Source organism: Pseudomonas sp. GW822-FHT07A10, from assembly GCF_058798795.1.
This window is the reverse complement of sequence record NZ_JBXAKV010000012.1, coordinates 84339-99192: the sequence shown is the minus strand read 5'-3', so window position 1 is coordinate 99192 and position 14854 is coordinate 84339. Positions and strand designations below refer to the sequence as shown.

Annotated in this window: 7 protein-coding genes; 2 read left to right on the top strand and 5 right to left on the bottom strand. The window is 60.0% G+C overall.

The genetic code is table 11. From position 1 onward, the window contains the following. Positions 1-41 precede the first annotated feature (41 nt). The 5 genes from msrA to aceE all read right to left on the bottom strand — a co-directional run bounded on the left by msrA (position 42) and on the right by aceE (position 10158). On the bottom strand, positions 42-689 hold the full coding sequence (gene msrA, locus AC1RL4_RS20430; protein ID WP_018928566.1) for a peptide-methionine (S)-S-oxide reductase MsrA: 648 nt from the start codon (positions 687-689) through the stop codon (positions 42-44). A gap of 68 nt (positions 690-757) precedes the next feature. Then, the gene (locus AC1RL4_RS20425; protein WP_096481327.1) at positions 758-3451 is read right to left on the bottom strand and encodes a putative bifunctional diguanylate cyclase/phosphodiesterase; all 2694 of its coding nucleotides are present in this window, start codon (positions 3449-3451) and stop codon (positions 758-760) included. A 235-nt stretch (positions 3452-3686) separates the two neighbouring features. Next, on the bottom strand, positions 3687-5081 hold the full coding sequence (locus AC1RL4_RS20420; RefSeq protein ID WP_230174580.1) for an alkaline phosphatase D family protein: 1395 nt from the start codon (positions 5079-5081) through the stop codon (positions 3687-3689). A 449-nt stretch (positions 5082-5530) separates the two neighbouring features. After that, on the bottom strand, positions 5531-7501 hold the full coding sequence (gene aceF / locus AC1RL4_RS20415; RefSeq protein WP_230174578.1) for a dihydrolipoyllysine-residue acetyltransferase: 1971 nt from the start codon (positions 7499-7501) through the stop codon (positions 5531-5533). An 11-nt stretch (positions 7502-7512) separates the two neighbouring features. Next, a complete protein-coding gene (aceE, locus tag AC1RL4_RS20410) occupies positions 7513-10158 on the bottom strand; it encodes a pyruvate dehydrogenase (acetyl-transferring), homodimeric type (RefSeq protein ID WP_019582157.1) in 2646 nt (881 codons plus the stop codon). 383 nt (positions 10159-10541) lie between these two features. Between aceE and glnE the strand changes: the two genes are divergently transcribed. Then, positions 10542-13481: a bifunctional [glutamate--ammonia ligase]-adenylyl-L-tyrosine phosphorylase/[glutamate--ammonia-ligase] adenylyltransferase gene (glnE, locus tag AC1RL4_RS20405; RefSeq protein ID WP_019582158.1), complete on the top strand. Its 2940-nt coding sequence runs from the start codon at positions 10542-10544 to the stop codon at positions 13479-13481. A 338-nt stretch (positions 13482-13819) separates the two neighbouring features. After that, on the top strand, positions 13820-14854 hold the full coding sequence (gene waaF, locus AC1RL4_RS20400; RefSeq protein WP_230174575.1) for a lipopolysaccharide heptosyltransferase II: 1035 nt from the start codon (positions 13820-13822) through the stop codon (positions 14852-14854).

Here is a 14854-nt window from a genome sequence, read left to right as displayed (position 1 = left end):
AGGAGCGAGGCTTGCCCGCGATGCTTTTCAGGGGCCGAAATTTAGATCGGGCACGTCACGCCAGTACCGCCAATCCCGCAATACCCCTCAGGATTCTTGGCCAGGTACTGCTGGTGATACGCCTCGGCGTAGTAGAACGTCGGGGCTTCGTCGATTTCAGTGGTAATGATGCCTTTGCCAGCCTTGGTCAGTTCCGCCTGGAACACTTTCGCGCTGTTCTTCGCCGCTTCCAGTTGTTCCGGTTTGGTGCAGTAGATCACCGAGCGGTACTGGGTGCCGATGTCGTTGCCCTGGCGCATGCCCTGGGTCGGGTTGTGCAGTTCCCAGAACATTTTCAGCAGCTGTTCATAGCTGACTTTTTCCGGCTCATACACCACGAGCACCACTTCGGTGTGCCCGGTCAGGCCCGAGCAGACTTCTTCGTAGGTCGGGTTCGGCGTGAAGCCGCCGGCATAACCGACCGAGGTGCTGAACACGCCTTCGCGCTGCCAGAATTTGCGTTCCGCGCCCCAGAAGCAACCCAGGCCGAAGATCGCGAATTCTACGTTGCCCGGAAATGGACCCAGCAGCGGGTTGCCGTTGACGAAGTGTTTCTCCGGAACCTTGATCGGGGTTTCGCGGCCAGGCAGAGCTTGTTCTTTAGTCGGGAGCACGTTTTTGTTCACCAGAATTTCCGAGCGCAGAACCATGATCAGTCCTCTCAGTCAGGTTGAGATGTAAATACAGACTGCCAGTTTGCCCGAGTGTTACGTCGCTGTCAGGCGATTGGGCCGCGCGGGTAGCGTTTGAGCTTTTCGATCAGCTCGGAGCCCGGGATCGGTCGGTCGAACAGGTAGCCCTGGCCGACGTCGCAGCGGTGGCGGCGCAGGAAGGCCAGTTGCTCGGCAGTCTCGATGCCTTCAGCCACGACCTTGAGTTTCAGGTTGTGGGCCATGGCAATCACGGCGGAGGTGATTTCCATGTCGTCCTGGTTGTCCGGGATTTCGTGGATGAAGCTTCGATCGATCTTGATGATGTCGATCGGGAATTTTTTCAAGTAACTGAGCGACGAGTAACCGGTGCCGAAGTCGTCCATCGCCAAGGTCAGGCCCAGACGCTTGAGCTGATCGAGCTGCAAGTGGGTGTCTTCGGTGGCTTCCAGCAGCAGGCCTTCGGTCAGTTCCAACTCCAGCAGGTTCGCCGGCAGCGCTTCTTCCTTGAGGATGTTGGCGATGGACGCCACCAGGTCCGGGTCAGAGAACTGCTTGGGCGACAGGTTGATCGCCACTTGCAGGTTGCCCAGGCCGGCGGCGGTCAGGTCTTTGCTCATGCGGCAGGCCTGGCGGGCGATCCATTTGCCGATCGGGATGATCAGTCCGGTTTCTTCGGCCACGCTGATGAACTGGTCCGGGCGGATCATGCCTTTTTCCGGATGGTTCCAGCGCAACAGCGCTTCCATGCCCAGCAAGCGACCGCTGCGCAGGCACAGCTTGGGCTGGTAGAACACGTCCAGTTCGTTCTGGGTCAGGGCGCGGCGCAGGTTGTTTTCGACGAACAGTTTGTAGCTGGCCTCGGCATTCAGTGCTTCGGTGAACACCTGCACCTGGTGTTTACCGTTGGCCTTGGCCTTGTGCAGCGCCAGGCCGGCGTTGCGCATCAGCGTCTGTGGGTCGCGACCGTGCAGCGGCGCGCAGGCCAGGCCCACGGAGCCGGTGACGCTGATCAACTGGTTGTCGACGAACATCGGTTTGTCGAGGGTTGCCAGCAATTGATTGGCAACCTGCTGGCCCGCCGAGAGGTCAGTGTCGTCCAGCAGTACCGCGAATTCGTTACTGGCAAAACGCGCCAGACTGCCGCTCGAACTCAGGCTGTTGCGCAGGCGTCGGGCCAGGCTGATCAGCAGTTTGTCGCCGGTCTGGTGGCCGAGGCTGTCGTTGATCCGCTTGAAGTTGTCGATGTCCACCAGCAGCAGGCTGATGGGTGTATCGCTGTCTCGGGCGAAGCGCTCATCGAGGTTGCGGATGAACGCAGGACGGTTGCCGAGGTTGGTCAGGTTATCGGTGTAAGCCAGGCGCTCGATGCGTTGCTGGGCGAGCTTGGTCTGGGTGATGTCTTCGTAGATGCCGATGTAGTGCGTCAGCTCACGGTTGTCGCCGTAGACCTTGGAAATCGACAACTGGCCCCAGTAAGGTTCGAGGTTTTTACGCCGGCTCTTGAACTCGCCCTGCCAGCTGTTGCTCTTGGCCAGCGCCGACGGAGCGTCGAACAGCAATTCGCTGAGGTTTTCCAGCGCCGGCAGTTCCGACAGTCGCTGACCGTGGACTTCCTCGGTGGTGTACTGGGTGATCGCGGTGAAGCTTGGGTTGACGTACTCCACTACGCCGTCGCAATTGACCAGCAGAAAGGCGTTGGCGCTTTGCTCCACTGCACGCTGGAACAGGTGCAGGGCGCTGGTGGCGGTGCGGCGGTTGTGGTTGTTGATGACTTGGGCGAATTGATCCGCCAGTTCGCCGGCAAAGGCGATTTCGTCCGACTGCCAGGCGCGGGTCGCCCCGATCTGTTCCAGGCAGAGCACGCCGACCACCTGGCCATCGACGCGGATGCTGGCGTCGAGCATGGCGTTGACGTCGCGCGGGCGCAGGTGCTCGGCGATTTCCCGGGTGCGCGGGTCGCGCATGGCGTTGTGGGCGTCGATGGCGCGGCCGGTGTGCAAGGCGTCGAGGTAATCGGGAAAACCACTGGCGTCGATCGGCTCTGGCAGTTGGCGACCCCGGGTGGCGCGGTGATAGGCCGAGATCGGTGTCAGTAGCGAGCCATCGAGGTTCCACAGGCTGGCGCAGTCGATTTCATAGATGTCGCAGGCGCTGCGGGTGATCAGTTCGGCGGCTTCTTGCAGGGAATTGTTGGTGCTATAGCGCTGGCGGGTCAGCAGCAGGATCAGGTCTTGCTGGGCGCGCACTCGGTCCAGGTGCTGCAGTTGTTCCTGCTGGGCACGTTGATTGAGTTCCAGGGCGATTTGCAGGCGTGAGTTCTGGGTTTCCAGATCCAGCGCCGGCAGCAAGGGTTCGCCGTCGAACAGGCCGTCTACCACCATCAGGTAGCCGCGCAGCAGGTGCCGATTGTGTTGTTTGTAGGCTTCGCCCAGTTCCAGCAGGCTCAGAACGCCGGCGGCAGTGTGCAAGGTGTAGCGGATCAGGTAATGCGGGCTTTCGGTGAGTTGCTGCTGGATCGTGTCATGCAGTTGATAGCGCGCTTCGGGCTCCATCAGGCTGGCGTAGGGCGAGCCGACCAGAGCACAAAGCTCCACCGCCGGCAGGCCGAACTGTCGTTCGCAATTGGGATCGAGAAACAGCAGCGCCCAGCTTGGTTCATTCAGCCGTTCGAAACGCAGCATGCCGAGCCGCGAGGGCACAGGCAACTGCGTCACTACCTCGGCCACCATACGGCTGGCGGCATCGGGTTGGCTTTTCATTGAAGGAAACTCGCTTCGAATATGCTGATCGCGCCGGGCTCTCGCCCTCTTTACTGTTGCCTGCGGCAAGGTTGCATCATTGCGACACCGACTGACAAGAGACATGAAGGCCAAGTGCTATAAGAATATGTCGGCAGACGTGGAGAATTCTTCAACGAGGCGCCGAAAGTAATGTTGTGAATCAAGAGATCGCAGCCTTCGGCAGCTCCAATAAGGCTGCGATCTTTTTCAAGGGTCAACGCAATTTGATGCTGATCGACTGCAATGGCTTGCCATCCCGATCGTGATAATTGACGCGAACCTGTTCGGCCTCGACGACCAGATGGGCAAAATTGTCCTGGCTGATCACCTCGCTGGTCAGTTCATGCCGATAATCTCCCTCGGGCGTTCGGGCCAGGGCTTGATCGAGAATGAAGGTCGACGCCTTGGCGTACGGCAGCAGTTTGCTGTTGCACAGCGGTGAGGACACGATGGTATGAACTTCAAAATCCGGGGTCTCGCTGTGGGTCAGGCGACTGGTGAGGGAGCCGTGGACATCGCCGGAAATGAACAGGACGTTCTTGATACCGCGTGTACGAATCGTCTCCAGCAGCCGTAGGCGTTGCTCCGGGAAGGCTTTCCAGGCGTCATCGCCGTTTAGTTTGCGGTCGGGATAGAACATGACGCTGGTGACCACGAATTTGACCCGGGCCGGGCTATTGATCAGCCATTTGAGCAGCGCCTGTTCCTGTTCTTCGTCAAGGATACGCCGGTCGTTGGCCGACAGATTGCGTCGCGTTCGACTGTCGGTGATAAACCACCCGATATCACCCTCGGAGAACTGATACCAATACTGTTCCAGTCTTTTACTTACTTGCCCATTGGCCAGCAGTTCATGCGTGGGGCTGTGACTGGCTTGATATAACTCATATGCTGCAATGGCATTTTTGTATAAGTAATCATCGGCGTTACTTTTGTTGGCGGGCCAGTTGTCTTCTATTTCATGGTCGTCGAGGATCATGTAAGTCGGCATGCCTGACATTAACTTGGAAATATGAGGCTGGGAAAAGGCTGTGCGGTATTTTTTGAGAATGTCCTTGTATTCCCGGTCGGGGGCCACGAGGTTCAAGTCGTCGACGTAAATCTGATCGCCAGTCATCAGCATGGCGCTGATGGGCGGTTCGGCGCTGTCCGCCAGGCTGTTGATCGAGGCAAAAGTCCGGTCGCCCAACTGTGGGGCCGACGCAATGCCGGCGGTCATTCGCAGGTAACGACACGAGCCGACGACATAGGCCCGTGGCTGGCTGGTTTTGCTGGACTGCGTGCGAAAGCGGTAAATCTCCCGCGGCCATTGCAGCGGCAGTTCCTGAACCGTCTCTACGGTATGCACCGGGTTCATGGGGCTGAACCAGCCTGCCTGGTATTCATAGTCGGTGTCGGTGGCCAGATCATTGAGTGCAATGACATCGGACATGTCGCGCAAGACGGACAGTTTTGCAAATACGCCTTTTGACCAGTATGGCTCACTGGTGCGTCGATAACGGATGCCTGCAAATACCAAGGCATTGTCCTGTAATTCACCGCGCAAAAAAATACGGGCATGGTTAGTTGTGGTGTGGCCGATAATTGGGCCAACAGTTGGTTTGAACATGTTCGAATCCATTCGAAGTAATGCTAACTAAGCAGATTAAGTTATCGAGGTTTCTATTAGAAGTCCCCGAACTAAGCCTAGTTATTGGCTGGAGAAAAATATCGGGCAGAAGTGGACTGGGGTTGTAGGTGGCGTAAGCCTTAGATGTAGGAATAAGGCACGAAGAGGGGCAATCCCGTAGCAGCTGTCGAGCTTGCGAGGCTGCGTAGCAGTCGTCAAACCAGAACTTGCAGTGCATCAGGCTCACCGCGTCAGCCGGATTCACGACTGCTACGCAGCCGAACGCAGCCTCGCTGGGGCTCGACAGCTGCTACATAGGATGCTGAAACGCGGAGGGCTTTCTTCAGGGCAAAAAAAGCCCCGCCAAATCGACGGGGTTGAGGTACGAGCGTGGCGCTCGGAAAACGTGGAACGCGATTGGCCCTCCGCCAGGGGAGGGCCAGTCGGTGTTACAGCAGGATGGTGCGGATGTCCGCCAGCAGGTCGCTCAGACGCTTGGTGAAGCGTGCAGCAGCGGCGCCGTTGATCACACGGTGATCGTAGGACAGCGACAGCGGCAGCATCAGTTTCGGCTGGAAGGCTTTGCCGTCCCAGACTGGCTGGATGGTTGCCTTGGAAACACCGAGGATCGCCACTTCCGGCGCGTTGACGATCGGCGTGAAGCCGGTGCCGCCAATGTGGCCGAGGCTGGAAATGGTGAAGCAGGCGCCTTGCATCTCGTCCGACGAAAGCTTCTTGGTCCGGGCTTTCTCAGCCAGGGAAGCAGCTTCGGCGGCCAGTTGCAGGAGGCTCTTCTGGTCGACGTTCTTGATGACCGGTACCAGCAGGCCATCCGGGGTGTCGACGGCGAAACCGATGTTTACGTATTTCTTGCGGATGATCGCTTTGCCGCTTGGTGCCAGCGAGCTGTTGAAATCCGGCAGTTCCTTGAGCAGGTGCGCGCAGGACTTGAGCAGCAGCGGCAGGATGGTCAGCTTGACGCCGGCCTTCTCTGCAACGGCTTTCTGGGCGTTACGGAACGCTTCCAGCTCGGTGATATCCGCCGAGTCGAATTGCGTCACGTGCGGCACGTTCAACCAGCTGCGGTGCAGGTTGGCAGCGCCGACCTGCATCAGGCGTGTCATCGGCACTTCTTCGATTTCGCCGAAGCGGCTGAAGTCCACGACCGGAATCGGCGGGATGCCCGCGCCGCCGGTTGCACCAGCTGCAGCGGCCGGAGCTTCCTTGGCCTTCTGCATCATGGCCTTGACGTAAACCTGAACGTCTTCCTTCAGGATGCGACCGTGCGGACCGCTGGCGCCGACAGCGCTCAGCTCGACGCCAAACTCGCGGGCCAGTTGACGCACGGCAGGGCCGGCGTGAACTTTCGCGCCAGGCTTGGCAGGAGCAGCAGCCGGGGCAGCAGCAGGAGCGGCGGCAGCCGGAGCAGCAGCGGCAGGCGCTGGAGCACTCGGCGCAGCAGCGGCAGCCGGAGCCGGGGCTGCAGCAGGTGCCGCGCCTTTGACTTTCAGCTTCAGGATCAGGTCGCCGGTACCGACTTCGTCATCCAGCTTGATGGAAATGCTTTCCACCACGCCAGCGGCAGGCGATGGGATTTCCATGCTCGCCTTGTCGGATTCCAGGGTGATCAGCGACTGGTCGGCGGCAACAGTGTCGCCAGCCTTGACCAGTACTTCGATGATCTTGGCCTTGCCAGCCGAACCGATGTCCGGGACGTGAATGTCCTGAACGCTGTCGGCAACCGGTGCAGCCGGAGCCGCGGCGGCTGGCGCCGGAGCAGCGGCAGCAGGCGCAGCAGCCTGGGCAGGAGCGGCAGCAGCAGGGGCCGCAGCACCCGCCACTTCCAGATCCAGAATCAGATCGCCCGTGCCGACTTCGTCGTTGAGCTTGACGCTGATGGCCTTGACCACGCCAGCGGCGGGCGAAGGGATTTCCATGCTGGCCTTGTCGGATTCCAGGGTGATCAGCGACTGATCAGCCTCGACGGTGTCGCCGACCTTGACCTGGATCTCGATGATCTGGGCCTTGCCCGACGAACCGATGTCCGGCACGTGCACTTGCTGGATGCTGGCAGCAGCCGGCGCGGCAGCAGGCGCCGCCGGCGCAGGTGCGGCAGCCGGTTTGGCTTCAGCTTTGGCTGGCGCGGCGGCCGCCGCAGGGGGCTGTATAGAGGCTGGGGCAGCGGCACCTTCGACTTCCAGTTCCAGCAGTTCGTCGCCTTCTTTCAGGCGATCGCCCAGCTTCACTTTCAGGCTCTTGATAATGCCGGCCTTAGGCGCAGGCACTTCCATGCTCGCCTTGTCCGATTCCAGCGTCAGGATGCTCTGATCGGCTTCGATACGGTCGCCGACCTTCACAAACAGTTCAATTACTTCACCTTCACCGCTGCCGATGTCAGGTACGCGAATGAGTTCGCTCACAGAGTGTCTCCTCAGCAGTCCAGTGGGTTGCGTTTTTCCGGGTTGATGCCGAACTTGGCGATGGCTTCAGCCACCACTTTAGGTTCGATGTCACCACGGTCAGCCAAGGCTTCCAGGGCTGCCAACACCACGAAATGACGGTCTACTTCGAAGAAGTGACGCAGCTTCTTGCGGCTGTCACTGCGGCCGAAACCATCGGTGCCCAGGACTTTGAATTCCTTGGACGGGACCCACTGACGAATTTGTTCAGCGAACAGCTTCATGTAGTCGGTAGAGGCAATGACCGGACCTTTACGGCCGTTCAGGCACTCTTCGACGTAGCTCAGCTTAGGCTTCTGGCCAGGGTGCAGACGGTTAGTGCGTTCAACGGCCAGGCCATCGCGACGCAGTTCGTTGAAGCTGGTAACGCTCCACACGTCGGCGCCGACGTTGAACTCTTCACGCAGGATCTTCGCCGCTTCACGGACTTCACGCAGGATGGTGCCGGAGCCCATCAGCTGAACGTGGTGCGCCGCTTCGCGGGTGTCTTCCTCGAGCAGGTACATGCCTTTCTTGATGCCTTCTTCGGCACCGGCCGGCATGGCTGGCTGCTGGTAGGACTCGTTCATTACGGTGATGTAGTAGAAGACGTCCTGTTGCTCTTCGGTCATCTTCTTCATGCCGTCCTGAATGATCACCGCCAGCTCGTAGCCGTAGGTTGGATCGTAGGTGCGGCAGTTCGGGATGGTCGCGGCCAGCAGGTGGCTGTGACCGTCTTCGTGTTGCAGGCCTTCACCGTTCAGGGTGGTACGGCCGGCGGTGCCGCCGATCAGGAAACCACGGGTACGGCTGTCGCCAGCGGCCCAGGCCAGGTCGCCAATACGCTGGAAGCCGAACATCGAGTAGAAGATGTAGAACGGCAGCATCGGCTGGTTGTGGCTGGAGTACGAAGTACCGGCAGCGATGAAGGAGCTCATGGCGCCCGCTTCGTTGATGCCTTCTTCGAGGATCTGGCCCTTCTGGTCTTCCTTGTAGAACATCACCTGGTCTTTATCGACTGGCTCGTAGAGCTGGCCGACGGAGGAGTAGATGCCCAACTGACGGAACATGCCTTCCATACCAAAGGTACGGGCTTCGTCCGGGATGATCGGTACGATGCGCGGGCCGATTTCCTTGTCTTTGACCAGTTGCGCGAGGATCCGCACGAAGGCCATGGTGGTGGAAATTTCACGGTCGCCCGAGCCGTCCAGGATCGCCTTGAGGGTGTCCAGTGGAGGGGTAGGGATGTTGAAGCTTTTGGCGCGACGCTGAGGAACGAAACCGCCCAGTGCGGTACGGCGTTCGGCCAGGTAGCGGGCTTCGGCGCTGCCTTCTTCCGGTTTGAAGAACGGCAGGTTCTCCAACTCTTCGTCCTTGACCGGAATGTCGAAACGATCGCGGAACAACTTCAGGCTGTCGACATCGACTTTCTTGGTGTTGTGCGCAGTGTTTTTCGCTTCGCCAGCACCGGTGCCATAACCTTTGATGGTCTTGGCCAGGATGACAGTCGGTTGTTCCTTGTGGTTGACCGCTTCGTGGTATGCCGCGTAGACCTTGTACGGGTCGTGACCGCCACGGTTGAGCTTCCAGATCTCGTCGTCGGACAGATCGGCAACCATCGCCTTGAGTTCTGGCGAGTTGAAGAAGTGTTCACGCACGAACGCGCCGTCTTTGGCTTTGTAGTTCTGGTACTCGCCGTCGATGACTTCGTCCATGCGGCGTTGCAGGATGCCGTCGACGTCCTTGGCCAGCAGTGGGTCCCAGAAGCGGCCCCAGATGACTTTGGTCACGTTCCACTGAGCACCGCGGAACACGCCTTCGAGTTCCTGGATGATCTTGCCGTTGCCGCGAACCGGGCCGTCGAGGCGCTGCAGGTTGCAGTTGATGACGAAGATCAGGTTGTCCAGCTTTTCGCGGCCGGCCAGGGAGATCGCACCCAGGGATTCCGGTTCGTCGCACTCGCCGTCGCCCAGGAAGCACCAGACTTTCTGTTTGCCTGGCTGGATGAAACCACGGTGTTCCAGGTACTTCATGAAGCGTGCCTGGTAGATCGCCTGGATCGGGCCCAGACCCATGGATACGGTCGGGAACTGCCAGAAGTCAGGCATCAGCCAAGGGTGAGGGTAGGACGACAGGCCCTGACCGTCGACTTCCTGGCGGAAGTTGTTCATCTGGTCTTCGGTGATGCGGCCTTCCATGAACGCACGGGCGTAAACGCCTGGCGAGGTGTGGCCCTGGAAGTAGATCAGGTCGCCGCCGTGTTCGTCGGTCGGGGCCTGGAAGAAATAGTTGAAGCCGATGTCGTACAGGGTTGCGCTGGAGGCGAAGCTGGAGATGTGACCGCCCAGGTCAGAATCTTTCAGGTTCGTACGCATCACCATGGCCATCGCGTTCCAGCGTACCAGCGAGCGAATGCGGCGTTCCATGAACAGGTCGCCAGGCATGCGTGCTTCGTGGGTAACGGGAATGGTGTTGCGGTATGGCGTGGTGATGGCGTAAGGCAATTGCGAACCGCTACGGGTTGCGAGTTCGCCCATACGGGTCATCAGATAGTGAGCACGGTCTTCGCCTTCTTTGTCGAGAACCGATTCCAGGGCGTCCAGCCATTCCTGGGTTTCGACGGGATCGAGGTCTTGCATGGCTTGCTCCAGGGCGGAAAGGCTTCCAGAATCGGTTGCCTGAGTTTGCGACTGGCCTTGTGGGCAGACGATATAAATTCTTGGATTGCCGATAGGTTGTTCCGGCGGCGTGTAGTTTTACTACAAATCTTCGGGCATTTCAGCCTTTCGAATGTATAGACGAGTAGTAAAACTACAGATGATTGGCTTGTGGCCTCCGGCTGCGTTGTGAGAATAATCGTTAAGGTTGGTCTTTTGCCAATCGAAAAAGGTGGAAGCTTGATGATCGCTGCCAAAAATAAAGAAATTTCAGCTATTTCTAACCTTTGTTCGACAGTCAGTCACGTAGCGTGTTTTCACGAATCACTACATGCAGCCCTTCACACGCCGATCAAGGATAGACCATGAGCCTCCCTTCGCTTGCCGAACTGCCCGATGGGCTCCTGCCGTTAGTCACCCGCGCCGAGCAGTCGTTTCGTACGACCGTCGGGGTTCTTCCCGATGACCATGGCCTGTCTGCCTGGACGCCTGAGCGCTGGGCGCAATTTGCCCGCGTCGCCGCTGCCAGCGACTTTGTGATTGAACAGAGTCTGCGTGACCCTTTGATGTTGCTGGAACTGGTGCAGTCCGGCGAACTGGATCGAGCCTTTGCCCCGGGCGAGTTGTGCGCACAGATCGCCACGGCGGTGAGCGCCGCCGAAACCGACGACCAGCTTGGCCGTGCCCTGCGCCGCCAGCGTAATCGTCACCAGGTGCGGATCATCTGGCGCGACCTGACTCGCCAGGCCGATCTGGTGCAGACCTGTCGCGACCTCTCGGACATGGCCGATGCCAGCATCGATCAGGCCTATCAGTGGTTGTACTCGCGGCATTGCCAGCAGTTCGGTGTGCCCACCGGGCGGCGCAGCGGCGAGCCGCAGCAGATGGTCATCCTCGGCATGGGCAAGCTCGGCGCGGTGGAGCTGAACCTGTCGTCGGACATCGACCTGATCTTTGCCTACCCCGAGGGCGGCGAAACCGTCGGCGTGAAACGCTCGCTGGATAACCAGGAGTTTTTCATTCGCCTCGGCCAGCGTCTGATCAAGGCGCTGGACCCGATGACTGTCGACGGTTTCGTGTTCCGCGTCGACATGCGCCTGCGGCCTTACGGTTCGTCCGGCGCTCTGGTGCTGAGCTTCAATGCGCTGGAACAGTATTACCAGGATCAGGGTCGCGACTGGGAACGCTACGCGATGATCAAGGCGCGGGTGGTGGCTGGCGATCAAGTGGCTGGCGCCCAGTTGCTCGAGATGCTGCGGCCGTTCGTTTACCGGCGTTACCTGGACTTCTCGGCCATCGAAGCGCTGCGCACCATGAAGCAGCTGATCCAGCAGGAAGTCCGGCGCAAGGGCATGGCTGACAACATCAAGCTTGGCTCCGGCGGCATCCGTGAAGTCGAGTTTATCGCCCAGGCTTTCCAGCTGATTCACGGTGGTCGCGACCTGAGCCTGCAGCAGCGTCCTCTATTAAAAGTACTGAGCACCCTGGAGGGGCAGGGCTATCTGCCGCCGGCGGTGGTCGGCGAACTGCGCGAAGGCTACGAATTCCTGCGTTACACCGAGCACGCGATTCAGGCGATTGCCGACCGCCAGACCCAGATGTTGCCGGACGGCCCGCAGGATCAGGCGCGCATTGCCTTCATGCTCGGGTTTGCCAACTGGACGGCATTCCACGAACAACTGATGTACTGGCGTGGCCGGGTGGCCTGGCACTTTGGCCAGGTGATTGCTGATCCCGATGAAGAGCAGGGCGCCGAGAGCGAAGTGGTGGTCGGCGGGGAATGGCTGCCGCTGTGGGAAGAAGCCCAGGACGAAGAAGCCGCGTGCCGCCAACTCGAAGAGGGCGGTTTCGCCGATGCCGCCAAGGCGCTGAAGGCATTGGCCAGTCTGCGCAGTAGTCCGCAATTGCGTGCCATGCAGCGCCTGGGACGGGAACGCCTCGATGCTTTTATACCGCGCTTGCTGGCCCAGGCCGTGGAGCACGCCAATCCCGATCTGGTGCTGGAGCGCGTGCTGCCACTGGTTGAAGCGGTGGCGCGGCGTTCCGCCTATCTGGTGCTGCTGACCGAAAATCCCGGTGCGCTGCGCCGTCTGCTGACACTGTGCGCGGCGAGTCCGTGGATTGCTGAACAGATCACGCGTTTCCCGTTGCTGCTCGACGAATTGCTCAACGAAGGCCGGCTATTCAAGCCACCACTGGCGCCGGAACTGGCGGCCGAGTTGCGCGAGCGTCTGACGCGGATTCCCGAAGACGACCTCGAACAACAAATGGAAGCCCTGCGGCATTTCAAACTGGCGCACCGCTTGCGTGTCGCCGCTTCGGAAATTGCCGGTAGCCTGCCGTTGATGAAAGTCAGCGATTACCTGACCTGGCTTGCCGAAGCGATCCTCGAACAAGTGCTGGCCCTGGCCTGGCGCCAGACGGTGGCCAAGTACGGTACACCGCTGCGCACCGATGGCAGCGTGTGCGACCCTGGATTCATCATTGTCGGTTACGGGAAAGTCGGCGGCCTGGAATTGGGGCACAGTTCGGACCTGGACCTGGTGTTCATCCATGACGCGGATCCGCAAGCGGAAACCGACGGCCCGAAACCCATCGACGGCGCGCAGTTCTTTACCCGGCTCGGGCAGCGGATCATTCACTTGCTGACGGCTCAGACCAACTCCGGTCAGTTGTATGAAGTGGACATGCGCCTGCGGCCGTCCGGTGCTTCCGGTTTGCTGGTGAGTTCATTGGGCGCGTTTGCCCGGTATCAGGAAAACGAGGCCTGGACCTGGGAGCACCAGGCGCTGGTGCGGGCGCGGGTGCTGGTGGGTAGTCAGGATGTCGGCCAGGCATTCGAGAAGGTTCGCGCGACGGTATTGGCCAAATCGCGGGACCTGTCGACCTTGCGCCAGGAGGTCAGCGAGATGCGCGCCAAGATGCGCGATAATCTCGGCAGCAAGAGCACTGCGGCGGGCACGGCGGCAAATGCCTTCGAGGCCACGGCGCCGTTCGATCTCAAGCAGGACGCTGGAGGTATCGTCGATATTGAATTTATGGTGCAATACGCGGCTCTGGCGTGGTCTGAAACACATCCGTCATTGCTGCGCTATACCGACAATATCCGCATTCTGGAAGGGCTGGAGGAGGAAGGGTTGATACCCGCCGAAGACGCCAGCCTGTTGCGTGAGGCCTATAAAGCCTACCGCTCCGCCGCTCACCGGGAGGCCTTGCAGAAGGATGCCGGTGTGATACCGGGCGACCAGTTCGCGGATGAGCGACGGCAGGTCATGCGGATCTGGCGTGAGCTGGGGTTAAGCTGACATGAGTGTGGCAGGCTTTTGTGGTGAGGGAGCTTGCTGTGGCGAGGGGGCTTGCCCCCGTTCGACTGCGCAGCAGTCGCAAAGCGTTACACTCGATAATATGTGTAAGTGGTTGAAGATTTTGGGAGTGCTCCGCACTCCAGCGGGGGCAAGCCCCCTCGCCACATTAACAAGTCAGCCCAAGAGATTTACTGGCTAAGCTGCACGCACTGGATGTGCAAAAATTGATCTGACGAGCCTGTACAGGCTCGTCCAAATGACCTGGCGGCTCACCCCGCAGGTGCTGGATTCTCGAGGCGGGGAGGCGTATGCCTCCCCGGTTCGTTTTTGGAAACCACATGAAAATTCTGATCGTTGGGCCCAGTTGGGTCGGTGACATGGTGATGGCGCAGACACTTTTTCAGTGTCTCAAACAACGCCACCCGCATTGCGAAATCGACGTGCTGGCCCCCGAGTGGAGCCGGCCGATCCTCGAGCGCATGCCCGAAGTACGCCAGGCCTTGAGCTTCCCGCTCGGCCACGGCGTTCTGGAGCTGGCGACGCGTCGGCGCATCGGTAAATCCCTGGCCGGTCAGTACGACCAGGCTATCCTGCTGCCCAATTCCCTGAAATCGGCCCTGGTGCCGTTTTTTGCCGGCATCCCGAAACGCACCGGCTGGCGTGGCGAGTTCCGCTACGGCCTGCTCAATGACGTGCGCACGCTCGACAAAGAACGTTATCCATTGATGATCGAGCGCTTCATGGCCCTGGCCTTTGAGCCTGGCATCGAGCTGCCGAAACCTTATCCGCGGCCGAGTTTGCAGATCGATCCGGTGACCCGCGACGGCGCGCTGGCCAAGTTCGGCCTGGCCCTTGACCGTCCGGTGTTGGCGCTGTGCCCCGGCGCCGAGTTCGGCGAGTCCAAGCGCTGGCCGTCCGAGCACTATGCCAAGGTCGCCGAGGCGAAGATTCGTGAAGGCTGGCAAGTCTGGCTGTTCGGCTCGAAAAACGATCATGCGGTGGGCGAAGACATTCGCGGGCGGCTGATTCCGGGGCTGCGTGAAGAGTCGGTGAACCTCAGTGGCGGCACTTCCTTGGCAGAGGCCATCGATCTGCTGTCCTGCGCCGACGCGGTGGTCTCCAACGACTCCGGCCTGATGCATGTGGCTGCCGCGCTGAACCGCCCGTTGGTGGCGGTATACGGCTCGACGTCGCCGGGCTTCACGCCACCGCTGGCCGAGCATGTCGAGATCGTGCGCCTGGGCATCGAATGCAGTCCGTGCTTCGATCGCACCTGCCGTTTCGGTCATTACAACTGCTTGCGCCAGCTCATGCCCAAAGCGGTGAACGAAGCCTTGCAGCGTTTGCTGGGCACTGTGGTCGAGGTCAAATAG